Origin of the sequence: Rhodococcus sp. T2V, from assembly GCF_029269925.1 — a bacterium.
In the GTDB taxonomy this organism is placed as follows: domain Bacteria; phylum Actinomycetota; class Actinomycetes; order Mycobacteriales; family Mycobacteriaceae; genus Rhodococcus_F; species Rhodococcus_F koreensis.
Genome location: NZ_JARJBD010000055.1, coordinates 1 through 21,161 on the forward strand (window position 1 = coordinate 1; position 21,161 = coordinate 21,161).

A 21,161-nucleotide genomic window follows, 5' to 3' on the forward strand; every position below is an offset into this window, starting at 1 on the left:
AGCGACCGGAAGGTGTTCAGGTCCAGGCCCGCGGCGGGACCGGCGTCGGTGTCGCCGGGACGTCCGCCGCCGCCCTCCGCGAACAGGACGACCGGAACCTGTTTGCGGCCCGCGAGTTCGATCACCCGGTCCGTCTTGGCGTGGTTCCGCATGCCCTGGGTTCCGGCGAGCACCGTGTAGTCGTACGACAGCACCACCGCCTGCGACTTTTGCGGACCGAACACGTCCCCGTTGATTGCGGCGAGGCCGGCGATCAGGCCGTCGGCGGGGGTGTTCTCGATCAGGTCCTGCTCGGAGCGGCGACTAAGCTGCGCAGCGAGAACGAGAGGCCCGTACTCGACGAAGCTGCCGGGGTCGACCAGGTCCTCGATGTTGGCACGCGCGCTCCGCCGCCCGAGCTTCGCCCGCTTCGCGATCGCGGCGGGCCGGGCGGCGTCGAGGGTGTAGTCGTGCCGCTGCCGGATCTCCGCCAGATCGGTACGCTCACGATCGAGATCGGTTGCGCTGTCGGCCACGTCGCCGGCCTCCGATCCGGTGCGGCGGATCACGACCAATGGATCGCCGGCGTTGACCGTCTGCCCGGGCGACACCAGACTCCGCTCGACCACAGCGGCGGTGGGGGCGACGATCACGTGCTGCATCTTCATGGCCTCGAGCACCACGAGGTGCGCACCCGGTGTCACGGCGGCCCCCTCGGTGGCCGAGTCCACGACCGTCCCGGCCAGGTGCGCGCGCAGCACGTCCTCGCCTGCCCGCAACTCGAGCGTGTCCGCCGCGGCCTCCGCCGGATGATGCACGTGCGCGGCGTCGACGAGGGCACCCATCCGCTCCGCCAGGTAGTCGGTGCCGACGACGCCGTCGGCGAAGCCGGGATCCGTGAGAATCGCCCGGAGAAAGCCGATGTTGGTGGGGACGCCCTCGACGACGAACTCGGCGAGCGCCGCATTCGCCTTGCGTGCCGCCGCCGCGAACGACTGCCCTCGGGAATGAACGATCACCTTCGCGAGGAGCGAGTCGTACCGCGGGCTCGGCGACAGCCCCGGCCGCCCGTAGGTGTCGACGCGCACCCCCGGTCCCGTCGGCGGGGAGAACACGGACAGCGTGCCCGAGGCGGGAACGGCCTGACCGTCGGCGCGCATCGTTTCCGTGTTCACCCGGGACTGGACGGCGATGCCGCGCGCGACGGCCGGTGTGCCCGACGTGTCGAGCCCGACGGCACTGATCCCGTCCGGCAGCACCAGTTCCGCGAAATCCGCTCCCCGCGCGATGGCGATCTGCACGGCGACGAGGTCGATCCCCGTCACCTCCTCGGTGACCGTGTGTTCCACCTGGATTCGGGGATTGACCTCCAGGAACACGAATCCGTTCGGGGACACCAGGAATTCGACGGTGGCGAGGCCCCGGTAGCCGACACTGGCGCACAGCCGGGTCGCGGCCTCGTGCAGTTCGCTGCGCAGTCCGGGGTCGAGCCCCTGCGCGGGTGCGATCTCGACGAGTTTCTGGTGGCGGCGCTGCACGCTGCAGTCGCGGTCGCCGACGGCGAGTGCCCGCGTCACGCCCGCCTGCGGCGCCGCCACCACCTGCACCTCGATGTGCCGGGCGCCCTCGAGAAGCGCCTCGGCGAACACCGCGGGATTGCCGAACCCGAGTTCCGCCTCCGACGCGCACGACCGGTACGCCTCCTCGATCCGGTCCGCGCTGCGGACGGCACGGATGCCGCGGCCGCCGCCGCCCGCGAGTGCCTTGATCATGATGCCGCGCGGCTGCTCCGCGAAGAACGCGCGGACGCCGTCCAGGTCGGTGGGGCCGTTCGTCGCGGCGAGCACCGGAACCTTCGCGGCGACGGCGGCCTCGCGTGCCGACGACTTGTCGCCGAAGATGTCGAGCACCTCGGGGCTCGGGCCCACGAACGTGAGTCCGGCCTCGCCGCAGGCGCGGGCGAAATCGGCGTTCTCGCTGAGGAACCCGTAACCGGGATGCACCGCCGTCGCGCCGAACTCGGCGGCCGCGTCGAGGAGGGCGCGAGCGTCCAGGTACGCGGACGGTCCCGAGCCGCGCAGCGCGACCGCCTCGGTCGCCGCGCGCACGTGGGGGCTGTCCGCGTCGTCCTCCGCGTAGACGGCGACCGTGTCGACCGACATCTCCTCGGCCGAGCGGATGATGCGCAGCGCGATCTCGCCGCGATTGGCGACCAGCAGGGTCACTTGTACTCCTCGGCCAGGGCGAACAGGTCGGCCTTGCGGACCTTCCCCGTCGCCGTCATGGGTAGTGCATCGAGCACCTCGACGGTGGGCACCTTGTAGGTGGCCATGTTCTGGGCGGCCCACTCCCGCAGTTCCTCACCCGACACCTGACGGTCGGGCAGGAGCTGGACGAACGCGAACGGCACCTGCCCCTTGCCCGGATCGGGTTTCGGGACCACCGCGGCCGACTGAATCGCCGGATGCAGCATGAGCAGTGCCTCCACCTCCGAGGGGAACACGCTCATCCCGTTGGTCTTGATCATCTCCTTGTTGCGGGCCAGATAGTGCAGTGCGCCTTTGCTGTTCAGCTTTCCGACGTCACCGGTCCGGAGCCATCCGCCGCTAAGTGCGGCGGCGGTGGCGTCGGGTTTGCCGTAGTAGCCGGTGAGCAGCGACGGACTGCGGACGATGATCTGCCCGGGTTGCCCCACCGGCACCGGAACCCCGGCGTCGTCGACGATCAGCATGTCGGTACCCGGAACCGGCAGCCCGCAGAACACGGGTTCGCTGAGCAGATCCTCGTCGTCGGTCTGGAAACCGAGCGTGATGGTGTCGGCGGTGTGCGTCTCCGTCATGCCGTAGCTGGCCTCCCGGAGCACGTGCCCGGTGGCTGCGCGCCAGCGGCCGCGGATCTCGGGGTCGAGTTTGAGCACGAACGACACGGCCATCGCGTTGCCGAGGGTGGAGAAGTCCCGCTCGGCAAAGCCCGGCAGATCCATCAGTTCCACGTAGTTGTCGACGGTGCCGACCATCGCCGTCACACCACGGCGTTCGACGAGGGTCGCCGCGGCTTCCGGGTCCCAGCGGGTGAGCAGCACGACGGTGCCGCCGTTGATCAGCGGATACAGGATGCCGAAGTCCTCGCCGGCGATCCAGAAGATGGGCAGGAACCCGAGGACGACCAGGGGAGCCTCGCCCACCTGCCTGCCGGCGGCCAGGGTCGCGGTGGCGGCGGTGTACACCATGTGGGCCTGAGTGTGTTTGCAGCCCTTCGGCATCCCGGTGGTGCCGCCGGTGTAGTTCAGTGCCGCGAGCGCGTCGGGATCCATCGGGATCGGATCGGCGCGAGGGGATTCCATGATCGACGCCCAGTCGGTGGGCCCGGACTCGGTGGGGAACGGCGGTGCGACGCCGGGTTCGGCGGGCAGTAGGTCCGACAGGGCGGTGACCGCGACGTGCCGCAGCGCCGACTCGCCGCGCAGGGATTCGATCATGTCCGCGAAGGAATCCTGGGTCAGCAGGATCTCCACGCCGGCGTCACCGAGTTCGTACGCGAGTTCGTGCTCACGGAACAACGGGTTGATCGGGACGTGGACCGCACCGATCTTCAGGATCCCCAGCATGGCGATGTGGAATTGAGGGCAGTTGGCCAGGTGGACGCCGACGCGGTCGCCTGCCGAGGCTCCCCGCCGCAGCAGCCAGCCGGCGAAGCGGTCCGACAGGTCGTCGAGTTCGGCGTACGTGATCTCACGGCCGTAGAAGTCGATCGCGACCGTGTGCGGCCGCTGCGTTGCCCAGTGCCGCAGATAGTCGATCACGGTGCGGCCCTCGATCGGGTACTCGACGGACCGCGGAACCTCCGGTGGCCACGCGGCGTCCTGGAGTTCGCGTATCTCGGCGAGGGCAGATTCCAGTGCCGTGGGGTCACTCGAAGGCGAAGTGGGCATATCGAACTCCCGATTCTGTGCGGATTGTCCTTAGCTAGGCGAAGCCGATGAGTCTTTCGGAGATGGCGGTCAGGTCTGCGGTGTACCGGCGTTGTTCGCGGGCGCTCGCATCGACCAGCCGGGCCGCGCCCGCGAGTTGGGCGTCGGCGAGGGTCTGCGCGATGCGGGCGGGTGGTGCACACGGCGTGACGTCGCAGGTGGCGTTGATGCGCTCGATGAACCGGGTGTAGCGGCGGATGAGCCGCGTCTGCACGGTGGTCCAGCTTCGGCCGACCTCGGGGTCGAGCCCGGCACGGTGCCTGATCAGTTCGAGGACCCGTCCGTTGGTGTAGACGGCCTCGACGAAGGCTTTCGTGGTGGTGCGCAGCACCTCTCGCAGGTCCTCGCTCGCCGGTCCCTCGACGTGCTGCGACTCGAGGAACTCCTCGCAGACGCCGGCCGCGACGGCGTGGAACACCTCGTCCTTCGAGGAGAAGTACGCGTAGAACGTCGCCCGCGACACTTCCGCCCGGGTGGTGATCGCCTCGACGGTCGTCCGGTCGTACCCGAGTTCGGCGAAGCAGGCGCTCGCGGCGCGGAGGAGTTCGCGGCGGCGGGGACCGTCGTTGTCCTTACGCGCCGACCGTGCCCGCTCCTGAGCCTCGCTTGTGGTCACGGTCACAGTATGGGTTGATATTGACGTCAATGTCAATCGAGGCTCGATGACGACCTGATCCGCAGCGGGAGTGCACTGTGGCGGCGCACGAGAACGCTGGGAAGCCACCGTGTCTCGGCGTCGTCGGCGAGGGAGAACCGGTCGGTGCGCGCGAGCAGTGTGGTGGTGGCGGCGAGTGCCTCCATGCGGGCGAGTGCCGATCCGACGCAGAAGTGGACGCCCCTGCCGAACGCGAGATGGGAGCGGATGTGCGGCCGGTCGAGCACGATCTCGTCCGGCCTCTCGAACGCGGCCGGATCCCGGTTGGCCGCGCCCCACAGCAGGAGCAGGTGGCTACCCGCGGGCACGTCGACGCCGCCGAGTGTGGTGTCGGCGACCACGTGCCGGTGATGCCCGCGGAACGGGGATTCGAGTCGCAGCGCCTCGTCGAGGAACGCGTCGACGAGCGCGGGTTCCTGCCGGAGTCGAGTCTGTACTCCGGGATGGGTGGCCAGGAGGCGGGCGGCGTTCGCGATCAGGCCCGCGGTCGATTCGCCGCCGGCGCCGACCAGCTGGAGCAGGACGAGTGTCGCGACGTCCTCGGACAGTTCTCCGTCATTGCAGGCGTGTGCGAGGACGCCCAGCAGATCCTCCGACGGTTGCGATCGTGCCCGCACGAGTTCGGCCCGCAGGTACGCGGCCAGTTCGGTCACCGAGACCACCAGCCGGCCGAGGCGACCCGCGTCGACGATCCCGCCCAGCATCTCCGTGCTGTCGTACGCCCAGGCGAGCAGTCGGGGAACGTCCTGCTCCGGCAGCCCGAGGAGATGCGCGACCATCGTCAGCGGCAGGCGGTCGGCCATGTCGGCCGCCCAGTCGATCCGCCCGTCCCGCAGCCCCTCGTCCCACAGGGTGTCGACGAGCGACTGCACGGTGGGGGTCAGCGCGCGGATGCGGCGGCCGAGCGTGGGCAGCACGAGCTTTCGGTGGTGCAGGTGCGTCGGGTCGTCGGCGGTGGCCAGCACGTGAATCGCCTGACCGCCGCCGTCCATGTCGAACGTCGTGGGCGGTCCCTCCGGCTGCTGGACCAGTACGCCGGTGAGGTGCGAGGAGAAGTCGTCGGTGCGGCTCGCCGCCTCGGTCACGAGGTCCCACGTGGACACGAGGAAGAAGTCGGTGCCTGCGACGCGATGGACGGGGGAGTGCTCGCGGAGGATCCGGTACAGCTCGTTCGGGTCGTCGAGGTGGGCCGGATCGAAGATATCGATTCCGTGGGTCGGCGAGTGGGTCATCGAGGACTCCTTGTCGGCGAGAACGTGTTGCACATCATCACAGTTCGCGCCGGAGCCGAGTGCTGTCAAGTGCGGCGAGCAAGGTGAGAGTCTGCTGATCAGCGCGCTGTTCTTGCGGCGTCTCAGTGCGCGATGACCCGGCTTCGTCGATGCTGATCAGGACCGCAATAATGAGGAACGTGTTCTAGAATTTGGAGGGTAATCGTCTCACTGTGAGACAACATGGTGATCACGTTTCTGGAGGTGGCGTGGGCACGGAACAGTCGGACTGGTTGGCCGGAGGCAGCAGGCGGGTGCTTGCGGTCGAGAGGATTCGCGCCGCCGCTGCCGACCTCATTCGGGAACGTGGCATCGACGGGGTGAGCGTGGACGAGGTCGCGGCCCGTGCCGGGTGTTCACGCGCCACGCTCTACCGGTACGCCGGCGGCAAGCGCACGCTCGTCGCGGCCGTGATGTCGCGTGCCGCCGACTCCGTGGCCGACCACGTCGAGCAGGCGCTGGAACCGTTCGAGGACTCGGAGCGGATCGTGGAGGCGATCCTCGCGTCACTGGTGGCGATCCGTGCGGAGCCGGCCCTGGCGCGGTGGTTCACCGGGGCACATCCGAGGAGTACGGACGAGTATCTGGCCCGCGCACCCGAACTCGGCCGGGTGGCGATCTCGCTCACCCGCATCGCGCCCGACGAGGAGGCCGCGGGATGGATCGTGCGCGTCGTCCTGGCGCTGTTGACGTGGCCGCTGCCCGACGCGGCCGCCGAGCGGCGGACCGTCGAACGCTTCGTGGAGCCGATCTTCAGGATTCGCGCGACGTCGTAGCCGATCGGGTGGGCTCGAGCACGAAGAGCCGGAACTCGCGTCCCCCGGACCGCCGGTGCTCCATGCGGTAGCCGGGCCAGTAGTCGACGACGAATTTCCACAGGTTCTCGCGTTCGTCGCCGGTCACCATGCGGACGCGCATCCGGGACTCGCGTGCCCCGGCCTTCACGAGCGCCTCGTCGGCGGCGCGCAGATTCGCCGACCATACCGGGTGCTCGGGGCGACCCCAATTGGAACCGGTGACGACGTATCCGTCGCCGTACGGAATGCACAGCAGCGCCGTCGTCCGCGGGGTGCCGCTCTTGCGTCCCGGGACCGTCAGCTGCACGGACTGCAGGCCGGCGATGCCGATGAGGCTCACGCGGTTCCCGGTCCACGCGCGCAGGTGTGACTCCAGCCAGATGATCACCGGCGCCATCCGCATCACCCATTCCCGGGTGCCCAGCCACCGCGCAAGGATGCGGAGCGGGTTGCGGAGCGCGCGCGATCGGTCAGGGGGTGTGGGGACGGCGTTCATGGTCGCCATTTTCCCTCAGGTGGGCGGTTCGGGCCGATCGCGATGAGTTTTGCGCATCTCGCGGGTCTAATGGTCAGGTCCCACCGAAAAGACCTCGATTTCACGCCTTGACCCGAACAATGGTTGAGGTTGCAGGATCGGTCAGTAGCAATTCGAGCCACTCGACAGGGGAGTACAGATCATGTCCGACACCGGAGCCACGATTTCTGCAACCACGACCTCACGGATCAACCCGGCGACGCTCGAACTGAGCAGGCCCTGGGCGGTCGCCGCGACCGTCATCGGCGCGCTCGTCCCGAACCTGGCCATCTGGCTGCTCGGCCTCGCCGCCGGCGGGTCGTTCGAGATGACCGATGCGGGCACGACCAGCAGTGTCGCCCCCGGAGGCGTCGTCATCCTGACCGTGGTTCCGACGTTGATCGGGATGACGCTGGCCGCGCTCATCTCACTGAAATGGGTGGCCGTCATCCGGCCCGCGGAAGTGATCGGCGCGCTGCTGCCGCTGGCGACGATCGCGCTCACCGTTCAGGCGGACTTCGACACCGCCAGCACCATCGCACTGGCCGCCATGCACGTGGTGATCGCCGTGGTGATCGTCGTCGGCCTCGAGGCGATGCGGCGGCCCCTGGTCCGCGCGCAGGTCTAGGGGGTGCTGTTCACCGGCACGTGCGCCTCGATGGTGAGTGCGATGTGCTCGACGATCCGCTTCTGTGAGATCTTCGGGCTGCCGGTGAGCCAGCGCTGATACAGGAAGGCGATCGCCCCGAACAAGGCAATCGCGTTCAGCTGGGTGTTGACGGCGTCGCGGGGTGCGCCGTCGGCACCCAGCATTTTCAGTGCCGCGGCCATGGGGGTGGTGAACTCGGCAACGAGTTGTTCGCCGCGCTGCGCCAGTTCCGGCACGGACTGCGACTCGACGAACATGATCCGTCCCCGCCGCCGGTCCTCGGCGATGTAGCCGGTGAACGCCTTCACGACGTGGCGGACGAGTCGGCCCGGATCTTCCGGGGCCGTCTCGAGTGCCCCGAGCAGGGTGTCCCTCGCGCCCAGGACGACGTGGTCGAGGAGGGCGACGAGTAGCGCCTCCCGATTGTCGAAACTCTCGTAGAAGTAGCGCTCGGTGAGGCTCGCCTGACGGCAGGTCGCGCGCATCGTCGTGGCCGCTGTGCCCTCGGTTCCCATGATCTGGAGGCCGGCCTCGATCAGCGCCGCGCGCCTCGCCGCGCGGCGGTCGTCCGGCTCCTGGCCGCGCCATCTGCGCGGTGCTCCACGAGGGTTCTCGCTGTCGCTCATCCCGTCATCGTCTCACCGATCCCGGTGTCGATCGGGGTGCCCTCGCGCACCGACTGTTGACATCATGTGATGTCAACAGTCATCCTGAATGCAACACGTTCCACATCCAGCGGCATCAGGAGATCGCCATGACCACCACCGAGCTTCCGCCCCACCGTCGTTCGACTGCGCCTGCGCTCGGACCCGATTCGCTGACGTGGCACCGGTTCGGCGACTGGCGAACCGCGCTGCTCATCTCGTGGTCGGGCACGCTGCAGGTGATGCACCCCGTCATCGACACCGCCCTCGTGCAGCACTCGACCGTCTTCGACAACGAACTCGCCCGGCTCGCCCGTTCCGCGGGGCCGATCATCCGGGCGCTCTACGATCCGACGGGCGCGGAGGCCCAGAAGATCCGCGACATGCACACGGACATCAAGGGCACCACGGACGACGGCCGGCGGTACCACGCACTGAACCCGGGTCCGTACTTCTGGGCACACGCCACGTTCCTCGGCACCCAGTACGTGGTCGCCGAATACTTCGGTGAACCGCTCACCGCAGGCGAGAAGGAACAGCTCTATCAGGAGTCGAAGCAGTGGTACGCGCTCTACGGGGTGTCGGCCACCCACTTGCCCGAGACGTACGCCGATTTCGTGGACTACTGGAACGAGATGGTCGGCACCGTCCTGGAGAAAACCGAGACGGTGCGCAGGTCCCGGCTTCTGAATGGACTGTCGATGCCACGCCCCGACGATCGCATCCCCGAGGTCGTGTGGCGTCTCGTCGGTCCCGCGCTCGGACGGCTGCTCGTCTGGATCGCCCGGGGAACGTTGCCGCCCGTCGCCCGCGACAAGCTCGGCTGGGACTGGTCCGCCGCCGACGAGCGCAGGCTCCGCCGATTCGGAGCAGCCGTGCGGTTCGGTTTCCGGATCCTGCCCGAGCGGTGGAGGCTGACTCCCATCGCCCGAAGAGCGTGCGACGGAACGGCATCAGGGTTTCGGGGCGCCCGGGTCGGCTGACAGTTCCGTGACCCAGGCCGCGATCTGAGCCCGGGAGGAGAATCCGAGTTTCGAGAGGACGTGCTCGACGTGACCCTGCGCGGTGCGTTGAGAGATCACGAGGCGGGCGGCGATCGCCTTGTTGGTCAGGCCCTGCGCGACCAGGTCGGCGACCTGGCGTTCGCGTTTGGTCAGTGCCGCCGCGGGATCGCCGCGCCGGGGCGCTGCCGGGAGAGGTTCGCCCAGGGCATACGAGGCGGCGGCGGTGAAACCCAGTGCCTCGCCCTCGCGGGACGCAGTGTCGAACGCCCGTGCACCGAGCGAGCGCCGGGCGACGAGCTCGCATTCCTTGTGGGATTCGGTCAAGTCGGGGATCTGAACGATGGACGTGCCGACCCTCCGTCGAAGCATCTCGGCCGCTGCCAGCAGGACGGCGGCGCGGTGGAAATCGTTCTCGCGGCACGAGATCCAGGCGAGAATTTCGAGGCACCAGGTGGCTCCGAACGGATCGTCGACCACGCGGGCCAGCTCGAGTCCCCGCCGCAGAAGCAGCACCGCGCGATCGCGGTCGCCCTCCCGCCACATCACCAGCCCGAGGGTCAGGGACGAGCGGCCCAGATACACCGATTCACCGTGTGATTCGGTAATCCGGATCGCCTCGTCGAGACAGCGGGTGGCGGCCTCGGCGTGCCCGAGGATCTCATGAGCCAATCCGAGCGCATGCAACGACGCGACGTGTGCGAAAAGGTCGCCCTCGCCGCGTAACACCTGGAGAGCTTCGGTGAACGAGTTCACGGCGTGCTGCGGGTTGCCGGCGTGCACGGCGTGCGCTCCGTCGGCGTGAAGCATCAGTGCGCGATCCAATGCACTGCCCCGGGTCTCGGCGAGAACACGCCCTTCGTCGATCAGTTCGGCTGCCCGCTCGAGGTCTTCGTGCCGGCCGGCGAGGATGGCGGCCGAATGCAATGCCTTGACCCGGAGTGCGGTGTCGTGTTCGCCCTCCACCGCCAGTGCACGGTCGAGCCAGCGGCGTCCCTCTCGCAGCAGCCCTCGGGAAACCCAGAACGGATACAGTGCGGTCGCGATCTCCAGCCCCGCATCGGCCGAGTCGGCAGCCGTGGACAGGCCGTACTCCATCGCTTCGCGCAGGTTGGGTTGTTCACGCTCGAGCCGGGCGAGCCAGGCGACCTGCCGGGGGCCGATCCATTCGGATTCGGCCTGGAGGGCGAATTGCCGGTACCAGCTGTGATGCCGCCGCCGGAGGTCCGGGAGGGTGCCGTCCTGTTCGAGCTTCTCCCGGCCGTACTCGCGCAGCGTTTCGAGCATCCGGAATCGCACCACCGCCCCCGATCCCTCGCGGATGAGGATCGACTTGTCCACGAGCGACGCGACGAGATCGATGAGACCGGCCGGTTCGGCGTCGTACATGGACACCACCTCGGCGGCGTCCAGTTCGAAGCTGCCGGCGAAGACCGACAGCCGCGACCACAGCTGCTGCTCGGCGGGGAGACACAGGTCGTAGCTCCAGTCGATGCTCCACCGCAACGTCTGCTGCCTGGTCGGTGCACTCCGGCTTCCGCGGGTCAGCAGCTCGTACCGGTTGGTCAACCGCTGCAGGATCTGTTCCGGCGACATCGAACGCAGCCTCGCCGCCGCCAACTCGATGGCCAGGGGCAGGCCGTCCAGCCGGATGCAGATCCGGGCGACGGTGGCGGCATTGTCGTCGGCGACCTCGAAGCCGGGTACGGCCGTGGTGGCCCGTTCGGCGAACAACGTCACCGCGTCGTATCCGGGCAGATTCTTCGGCGACGGTTCCGCGTCCGAATCCGGGAGCGCCAGTGGGCGAACGCGCAGGGCGGCTTCCCCCGCGACGTCCAGGGTTTCGCGGCTGGTCGCGAGAATCCGCACGCCGGGGCAGGTACGCAGCACGGTCTCCGTCAGATCTGCCGCCGCCTCCACCACCTGCTCGCAGTTGTCGAGGACCAGCAGCATGTCGCGCGGCTCCAGGAACTCGACGAGGGTCTGCAGCGGTCTCGGCGACCGCTGCCGCAATCCCAGCCCGGCCGCCACGACTTCTCCCAGCAACGAACCGTCGCGCAGTTCGCCCAATTCGACCATCCGGACTCCGTCGTCGAAGGCCCGCCGGATGGTGGTCGCGACGCGCAGCGCCAGTCGGGTCTTGCCGACACCGCCGATTCCGGTCAACGTGACCAGCCGCGACGCCGAGAGCAGTTTCTTGGCCTCGGCGAGCTCTTTTCGCCGGCCGACGAAGCTCGTCAAGTCCAGGGGAAGGCTCCCGTCGGTCGGCGTTCCCGAGGAACCGGTGGACGATCGTGCTGTCGGCGGTCGTGCGGGGCGCCCCGCTGGTCGGGCCGCGTCGGGGTCCGGGCGCAACGCCATGTCGTCGACCGGGGCACCGCGGCGAAACTGGATGTCCTGCAGCGCTTCACCCAGTATGGCGGCGGACGGGCGCGCGTGCGCGTCTCGCGACATGGCTTGTTCCAGCGTGACGGCCACGTCGGCTTCGATACCGGACTCACGGAGGTCCGGTGCCGGTTGCGTGGTGATCCGCAGGAACTGCGCGACCACCTGTTCACCGCTGCGGCGCTCGAACGCCGCATGTCCGGTCAGCGCGGCGAACAGTGTCGCCCCGAGGCCGTACACGTCCGAGGACGGACTCGGGGTGTCGCCCTCGAGGACCTCCGGGGCGGTGAACGCGGGTGATCCGGTGATGGTTCCGGTCGCGGTCTGGAAACCGCCGGTGATGTGCGCGATGCCGAAGTCCGTCAGCGCCGGTTCGTCGTAGTCGGTGAGCAGGATGTTGCCGGGTTTGACGTCGCGGTGCACGATGCCGAACCGGTGCGCCGTCTCGAGCGCGCCGGCGATCTTCACTCCCAACCGCAACGCCTCGGTGACGGTGAGCGGGCCGTGCCTGCGGATCCGCGTGTCGAGGGAGTCCTGCGGATGGTAGGGCATCACCAGGAACGGACGCCCGCTCGGCGTGACGCCGACCTCGAGCACACTCACGACGTTCGGGTGCCCGGTCAGCCTGCCCATCGCTCGCTGCTCACGGAGGAACCTGGCCCGGCTCTCGTCGTCGAGGTCGCCGCTGAGAACCTTCACGGCCACGGCGCGCTCCAGAGCGGACTGAGTGCAGCGGTACACCACGCCGAAGCCCCCACGCCCGATCTCCCGGGCATCGTCGAACCCGGCCGCGCGCAGTTCATCCGTCGTCGCGGTGTCGGTATCGCGCTGTGTGCGGAGCGGATCGCCGTCGGTTGCCAACGCGCTATCCGCCCCTGTGCCGCCCCGGGAACCGTGGTGTCATCCGCCTACCTCTCGAAGACCCTTCCCAGACTATCGCCGCCGCCCGGGCCGCGGACCGAGACGATCCGGAATTCGGTCACGCGGCCGTCGAGCAGGCGACAGGTGGCGGTCCCGGCGGCGCCGCCTACCGGCGGATCGAACCTCCGTCGACGACGAGCGTCTGCCCGGTCACGAAGGAGGAACCGGGGGAGAGGAAGAATCGGGTCGGGCCGACGAAGTCCTCGACCGTTGCGGGTCGTTTGATCGCTCGCGTGTTGATGTTGGCCTCTTCACCTGCGGCGATTGCCGTCGAGAGTGGGGTCAGCACCAAACCGGGGGCGATCACGTTGACCGTGATGTTCCTGGCCCCGAGTTCCGCGGCGAGACTGCGGGCAAAGCCGATCACGCCGGCCTTGGAGGCCGCGTACGCCGCTGCGCTCGCCGGGGCCTTGAAGACCGTCCCGGACGAGAACAGGACGATTCTGCCGCCGTCCGCGACCATGCCGGCGACACCCTGGACGAAATTGAGTGTTCCGTGCAGGTTGACCAGAAGCACCCGTTCCCACTCGGACTTCGGCATCTCCATGAAGGGGCCGAATGCGCCGATGCCCGCGCAGTGGACGATGCCGTCGATCGTTGCCCGGCCGTTCTCGGTCAGGGACTTGCGAACCGTGTCGACCGCGTCGTCGGTGGTGATGTCGCCCTGGAGGTACGTCACACGAGGGGCAGGTGTTTCCGGCAGATCCCGATCGACGACGGTGATGTCCCACTCGCCTGCCAGATCGCCCGCCAGCCCGGCGCCGATTCCGGACGATCCGCCGGTGAGAACGAGCGAACCCACGGTGGATGCGGTCGCGGCAGTGCCGCCCGGGGTCGGCATCAGTTCGTACCGCCGGTGCAGCTGTCGAGGAACTCGCCGATCACGGCCCACGTCTCCTTCGGATGGGTGATGTTCGGGCAGTGCCGGTAGGGCAGGACCATGGCGCGGGAATTCTGGAGTTCGGCCTGGAGGTGTTTGCTCCACCCCGCCTCGAGCAGCACGTCCTCGGAGCACTCGAGAAGCAGCACGGGGGTCTGAACGCCGGCAAGTGTGGCGGGGTAGGGGTCGGCCGGGCGCTCCTTCCGCATCGCCTCGGGTACCGGCAGATGCGGAGCGCTCATGCACCCGAAGTGACCGGGCGCGACGGCCCACCTGTACCGGGCGTCCACCTGTCCGGCCCTGCCGGAGAAGTCGTCGCACAGCAGGTCGACGAACGCCTCGATACCGGCAACCGAACCGTCGAAGTCGCGCAGCTTGCCCATGTCCGGCGCTTTCCAGGGGCCACCGGTGCCACTGAGTGTGGTGACCGAGGCGATCCGGGATCGATAGTCACCGTCGGCCAGCGCCCGCAGAGCCACCGATCCACCGAACGAATTTCCGACCAGGTGTACCGGACCGTCGATGCCGAGATGGTCGAGCAAGGCGAAGACGTGCCGGATCCGGAACGCGAACGGTGAGACATCCAGGCGAACGGACTTGGCGGATCCGCCGTAACCGAGAAAGTCCGGGGCGATGACCCGGTACTTCTCCGCGGCCAGGGGCAGGACCTGCCCCCACGTCACGTCGGCGCTGCCGCCCCACGCGCCGTCGTGCAGGAACACGACGGGGACGCCGTCTTCCGGACCGCCCGTCAGGTAGCGGGTTTCGAGGTTGGCGACAACCGCCGTTGTCTCGGTGATCAAAGTAGCCTCCGGGGAAATGAAAAATGCGGATGATGACGTCGTGCGGGTCAGTGGATGTGGTAGTCCTCGTCGTGCACCGCGCTGGTGCGCTCGAAGTACTGCCGGGCCGGGAGTGGCCACATGATGGTGGACCGCCCGGCGGCGTTCTGATACCAGCTGTGGGTCTTCGACCAGCCCCAGGTGCGCTTGGCGCTCTCCTTGGTGACCTCGTCGGTGTACTCGGTGAACACGTCCGGTCGAAGGGCCATCGAACGGTGGCCGCCCTTGGCCAGCATCTGGACCGCGCTGATGATGTACGCGGCTTGGCACTCGAGGAAGAACACCAGGTTGCCGTGGATGACGGTGTTGGTGTTCGGGCCGTACATGCAGAAGAAGTTGGGGTAGCCGGGCAGCGTGATGCCGAGGTAGGCGCTGGCGTCGATACCCCAGGTCTGGTGCAGGTCCTGTCCGCCGATGCCCGTCACCGTCATGGGGACGAGGAATTCCGAAGCCTTGAAGCCGGTTCCGAACAGGATGATGTCGGCGGGGACGTGCTCGTCACCGATCCAGACACCGTCCTTGTCGATCCGTTGCACGGCCTGGCTGACCAGGCGCACGTTGTCCCGCTTGAGGGTGGCGACCCACGTGCCGTCGTCGCAGATGATTCTCTTCGCGGCGGGCGGGTAGTCGGGCATGATCTGCTCGAGCAGATCGAGTCGGTCGCCGGCCTGTTCGGTGAGGTAGTCGGTCAGCTCGACACGAAGGGCCTCGTTGGCCGCGGACACCGAGACCTCGGTCGGCGGAAAGTCCGGATCGACCGTTGCGGCCGGGAGGTTGCCGATGAGGCGGGGCAGGAAGATGGAGAAACGGTAGTAGGCGCGGTAGTGCTTCAGATTGGTGAGGAGCCAGCGTTCGCCGGGGTCGATCGCCTGCCGGAGCACCGGCGTCGACCGCAACCAGGGGGCACTCCTCTGGAAGATCGTGACGTGCTCCGCTTCCTTCGCGATCGCCGGAGCGAATTGCAGTGCGCTGGCGCCGGTCCCGATCACGACGACGCGTTTGCCGGCGAAATCGACGCCGTGGTCCCATTGTGCGGAGTGCATCACCGGGCCGGTGAAGGTGTCGAGGCCGTCGACGGCGGGGATCATCGGCCGGTTCAGTTGTCCCACAGCGCTGACGACGATCTGAGCCTCGGACGAGCCGGCGACGCCGTCGGACATGCGGGTGTCGATCGTCCAGGTGCTGGTGCTCTCGTCCCACCGGGTCGCGGTTACTTCGGTGCCGAACGAGATGTGCTCCAGGAGACCGTTCTTCGCCGCAAAGTTGTACAGGTACTCGTGGATGGCCTGCTGGCGGCCGAAGTGCGTGACCCAGTCGTGCGGAACGAACGAGTACGTGTAGATGTGGCTGCGGACGTCGGTCCGGCAATCCGGGTAGCTGTTCTCGTACCACGTGCCACCGACATTCGTGCTCTTCTCGAGGATCGTGAAGGGCACACCTGCTTGCTTCAGTCGAAGTCCGGCAAGGAGACCGGAGAATCCGGCGCCGATGACCACGGCACTCAGGCCGCTGTCGGGAGCGATCTCGTCGAGATTCCACTCCGGCCCGCGAGGATCGCTGTCGTCGGGTGTGAAGGCCACCGCGGCCAGAGCCTGGGCGTCCTCGATGTTCTCGTCCATCAACCAGGTGCACATCGACTCACGCAGGGAATCGTCGGGCAGTGCAGCCCAGTCCCGCTGCGCGGAGAGGTACGGTGCGAGGCGCTTCAGGCAGAAGGCTCTGATCTCCGCGTCGGTCTCGGGTGCGAGTCCACTGGCAGGCAACGTCGCCCGGGTGGGCTTCCATTCCGTACGCAGTACGCCGGCGTCACCCGTGACGTGGGCCGTCAACATCAGGAGCGCGGGCGTGAGGGCCGAATCGAGGTGTGCGCGAAGCTCATCCTCTGTCATCGCGCGATCGAGCGTGAAATCCATGTCGTCTCCGTAGCAGTATGGGGAACCAGTGTGCACGTGGGCCGAGTGGCTACCAGCAGTCGAGGCCCTCGAGGAAAGGTCGCACCGTGGCGGCGACTTCGCGGGGGTTGTCGAAGGCGGCGAGGTGTCCGCCCTTGGCGAAACGCAGTTCGGCACCCGTGATGGACGCTGCGAGCTGTTCGATCACGGCACGAGGGGTGCTTCGGTCGTCGTCGCCGCCGACCACGAGGGTCGGGGGCGGTGAATCGGTGTGAAACGTGCCGACCTCGGTCATGGCGTCGAAGTAGGCGCCGACGGTGTTGCCGCCGGCGTTCCGGAACTGTTCGCGAGCTTTCCGAACCAACGGGTCTGCCTCGTTTCGCGATGCGTCGCCGAACCAGCGATGCATGGTCATCTCCTCGGCTTGCTCGAGGCCGTTCGGTGCACGAACCTCGGCCGCGCGGGCCGAAGTTCCGCGAATGGCCTCCTCATCATAGGCGCCCCGGGTGGCCATCAGGATCTGCGCGTCGACCCGGTTCGGGAAGCTGCCCGACACCGCCTGAGCGACCATGCCTCCCAGGGAGATTCCCAACACCACCGAATTCTCGACGCTCTCGGTGTCCCACATCGCGGCGACGTCCCCGGCAATGAGACCGAGAGTGATGGCAGATCCTCCGCGCGCAGTCATGCCGTGCCCGCGGAAATCCGGCGCGAGCAGGCGGTAGTCGTCTCCGAGAGCCTCGGCCAAAGGCGCATACCAGGATCCGTCCAATGCCAGGGAGTGCAGGCACGTGATCAGGCGTGGCCCTCGGCCGAATTGCTGATAGGCGATGGTGGCGCCATCGGCGGCAGTCGCAGTCTGCAGAGTTTCAGTCATTCTGGTTCTCTTCCATCATCCGCTGTTCGGCGAGATCGACTTCGGCCCGGAGCCGGGCGGACATATCGTGGAAATAGGATTTGAAGAGATCGGAGGACCTGCGCATCTCCTGATGCCGCGGCCGCTCGAGTTCGATCTTCATGTCGACCACCATGCGGCCCGGCCTGCTGGCCATCAGGATGACGCGGTCGCTGAGCAGGATGGCCTCCTCGAGGTCGTGGGTGACGAAGATGACCGTCGGTCGCTCCGCCTCCCACAGCCGGAGGAACTCCTCCTGCTGGATCGCGCGGGTCTGGGCGTCCAACGCTGCGAACGGCTCGTCCATCAGAAGGACGCCGGGGCTCTGGACCAGAGTGCGGGCGATCGCAACGCGCTGGCGCATACCCTGCGACAGGTGGAGAACATCCGAGTCGGCGAACTCGTGCAGACGAACACGACGTAGCCATTCCTCGGCGCGCTCGCGTCGTTCTGCCTTGGGAACGCCCCGGACCTCCATGCCGAGTTCGACGTTGCTGCGGACCCGTCGCCAGGGAAGGAGCGCATCACGCGCAAAGAGGAAGGCCGCGTCATTGCTGCCGGGCCTCACCTCCGCTCCGTCGATGCGAACGGTTCCGCTGCGCGGCTTCAGGAGGTTGCCGACCATGCCGAGCGCCGTGGTCTTCCCGCAGCCCGACGGACCGACGATGCTGACGAACTCGGACGGTTCGATGCGGAGGTTGAAGTCGTCCAGCACGCGCACCGGTCGATTGCCGTGGAGGAACGCGTGGCGGACATTCTCGAACTCGACCGAGACCCCCTTGGCGGTAGTGGGCCTCGTCGGAGTTTCAGCTAGACCAGTCACAAGATTCTCACTCTCACTGTTTGACCGTAGGGATGAATCGGACACCGTCAATCCGATGATGTGTGTGCGGGGCCGACCGATCGCTGCCTCCCGTGCCGGACGATCTGCTGAATCGGCACAAAATCCGCGGTGGATCCGGACTGCATGACCCTGTGGTGAATATCACCCTATCGGCCCATGAATCGTTGAACACGTCGGCGACGGTGTCAAGGAAAAGAGGCGCGCCCGGGGGCTATCGCCTTGATAGCGATTCAGTCATTGTCCACGGCCTCGAATGGCACGACGCTAACTCGAACGCACCTTGCCGGGAACGGCTCCCAGTGCGTCACAAGCTGCCCACACAGGGTGCGAATCACGAGGAGGACGTCAGGTGACCAGAGAAGCCGCCACCATCAACAAGGTGGGTCAGACCACTTTCGACTTCACGGACCAGGTCGTCATAGTGACGGGCGCTTCCGGAGGCATCGGGTCGGCGCTCGCCGACAAGTTCGCGGAAGCGGGAGCAGATCTGATCCTGCACGGGCGCAACGCCGAAACGCTCCAGGCAAGAGTCGAGAGCGTCGAAGCGCTCGGGCGCAAGGCAGCCCTCGTCGCCGGCAACATCCGCGAGCCGAAGACCGCCGAAGATCTCGTCCGGACCGCTCTCGAACAGTTCGGGAGGATCGACGTCCTGATCAACAATGCCGGCGGCAACTTCGCGTCGCGCCTCGAGGACCTGTCGGTCAATGCCTGGAACGCGACGATCGACACCAATCTCAGCGGGGCCTTCCACACGGCCCGCGCATGCCTGCCGGTCTTCGAACGTCAGGGCGGCGGAAACGTCATCAACGTCGGATCCGGATCGGCCAACCACGCACACCCGCTCCGCGGCGCCTACGCGGCAGCCAAAGCGGGGCTCGCCTCGCTGACGAAGACGATGGCCTGGGAATGGGCGGATCGTGGCATTCGAGTCAACTGCGTCGAACCCGGCGCCACTCTGACGCCGGCGTCTCGTTTCGCGTCTCCCGAAACCGAGCAGAAGTTCGGCCGCTACCTCGCACTCGGACGCGTCGGAAGGCCGGAAGAAGTCGCCGATGCGTGCCTGTACCTGTGCTCCGACGCCGCAAGCTTCATCACGGGAACCGTCCTGCAGGTCACCGGCGGCCCCCACACCTCCTCGGCCGCCGACGTCGAGCTCGTCCGAGGACCGCTCGATGCCTGACCCACACAGCTGTCCAGAAGACTCGAAGGGAAGGTCCCGGCATGGAATCCATCACTGAAGCGCCCCGCACGGTCGCGTCGATCGGCGGAGTCGCGAACAACGACGAACCGGCGGATATCGACAACACGATCCTCGTGGAGCGGCGTCGCGCCCGGCGCAACGAGAAGATCCTCGTCTGGTCGCTTCGGGTGGGTGCACTCGCACTCTTCGTCGCCGTCTGGGCCTACGTCTCCGGAAACATGATCATCGACCCGATGATGATCTCCGCCCCTCTCGATGTCGCGCGAGCGTTCATCGACCAGCTGAGCGACGGCGTCTTCTGGACCGATGTGACGGCGACGTTCAGCGGGGCGATGGTCGGGCTGGTGACCGGTGCGATCGCCGGCATCCTCGCAGGTGTCGTCTTCGCCCGCGTCCAGGTGCTCCACACCGCGGCCTCACCTTTCCTGACCTTGATGAACAGCCTTCCGCGTCCCGCGCTGGCACCGATCTTCATCCTCTGGTTCGGCCTGGGTTTCGGACCGAAGGCCCTCGTCGCGTTCAGCGTCGTGTTCTTCGTCCTGATGACCAGCACGATGGGTGCGATGAAGAGCATCGACCACGACATCGCTCAGCTGACCAAGTCGCTGGGCATGACGCGGACCCAGCGCTTCTTCAAGATCGAGATCCCCGCGGCTCTGCCTGCCATCGTCGGCGGCCTGAGGCTCGGCGCGGTCTACTCGGTGCTCGGCGCCGTGGTGTCGGAAATGGTCGGCGCCTACACCGGCCTTGGGCAGCGCCTCGTCGTCGTGACCAACAATTTCCAGGTTGCGGAAACCTTCGCGATCCTGATCGCCATGGGATTGCTGTCCATGGTCCTGGACGTCTCGATCTCCGGTCTGCAGAAGCTGGTCACCAAGTGGACGAGGTGAGTCGGTGAAGATCGACGACCCCGATCAGCCGCTTCTCGCCGAGACGATCGATCACCACCGCCTGTTCCGGCTGGACGGCAATTCCTACGTCGTCCTCGGCGCAGGCGGCGGGATCGGTGAGCACGTCAGCAGGACGATCGTCGCCCTGGGCGGCCGCGTTCTGTGCGTCGACGTCAATGGTGACGACGTCGACGCCGTCGCCGGCTCGTTGCGGATGCCGTCGGTGGTCGCGGACGTGACCACCGAAGCGGGCATCGACATCGCGGCGGCCGGTGCCATCGCCGAGTTCGGACAGATCAACGGCTACGTGGACGTCATCGGCCGGATGCATCGCACGCAGATCGCCGACTACGGACTGGCGGAGTGGGATCAGGACTTCCGGGTGAACCTGGCCCACGCCTTTCTGGCTGCGCGCCGGCTGTCCCCGCTGATCGGCCACGGCGCGATCGTCCACGTCTCGAGTGTGATGGGTTCTCACGGCGGTCGAACGGCACCCGGCTACGGCCCCGCCAAGGCGGCACTCGAAGTGTGGTCCAAGGAGTTGGCCGCCGAGCACGGACCCCGCGGAGTTCGCGTCAACGTGGTCGCCCCTGGCCTCTTCCTCTCGCCACGCGTTGCCGCGACCCCGCGAAGCTCGAACGATTCCCGGATCCTGGCCGGACGGCCCATGCTCGGGAGGCTCGGTCAGCCCTTCGAGATCGCCGCCACCGTCGCGTTCCTTCTCTCGCCCGCCGCGGGATACATCACGGGTACAACGATTCCCGTCGAGGGCGGCTCCCTCTCGCGGGACTCGACGGGCCTCGACGACCTGTTGAACTGACCGGCCCCGGGTCGGTCCGCTCGGGTTTTCGTGTCGCGTGCTGCGAACAGCCCGACGCTGAGTTCGAAGTGCCCCCGGCGAGCTGTAATGTGGGCCACGTCGCAGAGCAGC

18 protein-coding genes are annotated in these 21,161 nt (G+C 67.6%); 6 read left to right on the top strand and 12 right to left on the bottom strand.

Going from position 1 to position 21,161, the window contains the following annotated elements; translation table 11 throughout:
- The 4 genes from P3H15_RS34280 to P3H15_RS34295 form a co-directional block, all read right to left on the bottom strand.
- On the bottom strand, positions 1-2,204 hold a 2,204-nt coding region (locus P3H15_RS34280), incomplete at its 3' end, for a biotin carboxylase N-terminal domain-containing protein (RefSeq protein ID WP_276141322.1).
- Positions 2,201-3,910, bottom strand: a complete 1,710-nt coding sequence (locus P3H15_RS34285; RefSeq protein WP_276141323.1) for an AMP-binding protein — start codon at positions 3,908-3,910, stop codon at positions 2,201-2,203. The genes P3H15_RS34280 and P3H15_RS34285, both read right to left, overlap by 4 nt.
- 34 nt (positions 3,911-3,944) lie before the next feature.
- Positions 3,945-4,571, bottom strand: coding sequence for a TetR/AcrR family transcriptional regulator (locus tag P3H15_RS34290; RefSeq protein WP_276141324.1), 627 nt, complete (start codon positions 4,569-4,571; stop codon positions 3,945-3,947).
- Between the two features lie 26 nt (positions 4,572-4,597).
- The gene (locus tag P3H15_RS34295) at positions 4,598-5,836 is read right to left on the bottom strand and encodes a cytochrome P450 (RefSeq protein WP_276141325.1); all 1,239 of its coding nucleotides are present in this window, start codon (positions 5,834-5,836) and stop codon (positions 4,598-4,600) included.
- A 248-nt stretch (positions 5,837-6,084) separates the two neighbouring features.
- Between P3H15_RS34295 and P3H15_RS34300 the strand changes: the two genes are divergently transcribed.
- Positions 6,085-6,651, top strand: coding sequence for a TetR/AcrR family transcriptional regulator (locus P3H15_RS34300; protein WP_276141326.1), 567 nt, complete (start codon positions 6,085-6,087; stop codon positions 6,649-6,651).
- Here the strand turns inward: P3H15_RS34300 and P3H15_RS34305 are convergent.
- On the bottom strand, positions 6,629-7,177 hold the full coding sequence (locus P3H15_RS34305) for a nitroreductase family deazaflavin-dependent oxidoreductase (RefSeq protein ID WP_276141327.1): 549 nt from the start codon (positions 7,175-7,177) through the stop codon (positions 6,629-6,631). The genes P3H15_RS34300 and P3H15_RS34305 overlap by 23 nt on opposite strands.
- Positions 7,178-7,349: 172 nt before the next feature.
- On the opposite strand from P3H15_RS34305, the gene P3H15_RS34310 reads away from it, so the two are divergent.
- The gene (locus P3H15_RS34310; protein ID WP_276141328.1) at positions 7,350-7,814 is read left to right on the top strand and encodes a DUF6069 family protein; all 465 of its coding nucleotides are present in this window, start codon (positions 7,350-7,352) and stop codon (positions 7,812-7,814) included.
- On the opposite strand, the gene P3H15_RS34315 is transcribed toward P3H15_RS34310, so the two are convergent.
- Complete coding sequence (locus P3H15_RS34315) at positions 7,811-8,461, bottom strand: TetR/AcrR family transcriptional regulator (protein ID WP_276141329.1); 651 nt, start codon at positions 8,459-8,461, stop codon at positions 7,811-7,813. The genes P3H15_RS34310 and P3H15_RS34315 overlap by 4 nt on opposite strands.
- A gap of 128 nt (positions 8,462-8,589) precedes the next feature.
- On the opposite strand from P3H15_RS34315, the gene P3H15_RS34320 reads away from it, so the two are divergent.
- Positions 8,590-9,462 carry an oxygenase MpaB family protein gene (locus tag P3H15_RS34320; RefSeq protein ID WP_276141330.1) on the top strand — a complete coding sequence of 291 codons (873 nt, stop codon included), beginning with the start codon at positions 8,590-8,592 and terminating at the stop codon, positions 9,460-9,462.
- On the opposite strand, the gene P3H15_RS34325 is transcribed toward P3H15_RS34320, so the two are convergent.
- The 6 genes from P3H15_RS34325 to P3H15_RS34350 all read right to left on the bottom strand — a co-directional run bounded on the left by P3H15_RS34325 (position 9,433) and on the right by P3H15_RS34350 (position 18,163).
- Positions 9,433-12,726 (bottom strand): protein kinase, encoded by a 3,294-nt coding sequence (locus tag P3H15_RS34325; protein ID WP_276141331.1) that lies wholly within the window; start codon positions 12,724-12,726, stop codon positions 9,433-9,435. The two genes, P3H15_RS34320 and P3H15_RS34325, sit on opposite strands and share 30 nt — an antisense overlap.
- Before the next feature lie 166 nt (positions 12,727-12,892).
- Positions 12,893-13,627 carry an SDR family NAD(P)-dependent oxidoreductase gene (locus tag P3H15_RS34330; RefSeq protein ID WP_276141332.1) on the bottom strand — a complete coding sequence of 245 codons (735 nt, stop codon included), beginning with the start codon at positions 13,625-13,627 and terminating at the stop codon, positions 12,893-12,895.
- Positions 13,627-14,469, bottom strand: coding sequence for an alpha/beta fold hydrolase (locus tag P3H15_RS34335; RefSeq protein ID WP_276141333.1), 843 nt, complete (start codon positions 14,467-14,469; stop codon positions 13,627-13,629). Before P3H15_RS34335 ends, P3H15_RS34330 begins: the two co-directional genes overlap by 1 nt.
- 47 nt (positions 14,470-14,516) lie before the next feature.
- Entirely contained in the window at positions 14,517-16,421 is a 1,905-nt protein-coding gene (locus P3H15_RS34340) for an NAD(P)/FAD-dependent oxidoreductase (protein ID WP_276141334.1), read from the bottom strand.
- 49 nt (positions 16,422-16,470) lie between these two features.
- Positions 16,471-17,277, bottom strand: a complete 807-nt coding sequence (locus P3H15_RS34345) for an alpha/beta fold hydrolase (RefSeq protein WP_276141335.1) — start codon at positions 17,275-17,277, stop codon at positions 16,471-16,473.
- Complete coding sequence (locus P3H15_RS34350) at positions 17,270-18,163, bottom strand: ABC transporter ATP-binding protein (protein WP_276141374.1); 894 nt, start codon at positions 18,161-18,163, stop codon at positions 17,270-17,272. The genes P3H15_RS34345 and P3H15_RS34350 overlap by 8 nt, the downstream gene beginning before the upstream one ends.
- A 325-nt stretch (positions 18,164-18,488) precedes the next feature.
- Between P3H15_RS34350 and P3H15_RS34355 the strand changes: the two genes are divergently transcribed.
- From P3H15_RS34355 to P3H15_RS34365, 3 genes are read left to right on the top strand one after another with little or no spacing between them, the layout of a single operon-like run.
- Positions 18,489-19,319 carry an SDR family NAD(P)-dependent oxidoreductase gene (locus P3H15_RS34355; protein ID WP_167372202.1) on the top strand — a complete coding sequence of 277 codons (831 nt, stop codon included), beginning with the start codon at positions 18,489-18,491 and terminating at the stop codon, positions 19,317-19,319.
- A gap of 41 nt (positions 19,320-19,360) precedes the next feature.
- The gene (locus P3H15_RS34360; RefSeq protein WP_276141336.1) at positions 19,361-20,230 is read left to right on the top strand and encodes an ABC transporter permease; all 870 of its coding nucleotides are present in this window, start codon (positions 19,361-19,363) and stop codon (positions 20,228-20,230) included.
- Between the two features lie 4 nt (positions 20,231-20,234).
- Positions 20,235-21,050, top strand: coding sequence for an SDR family NAD(P)-dependent oxidoreductase (locus P3H15_RS34365; protein WP_276141337.1), 816 nt, complete (start codon positions 20,235-20,237; stop codon positions 21,048-21,050).
- Positions 21,051-21,161: the final 111 nt, after the last annotated feature.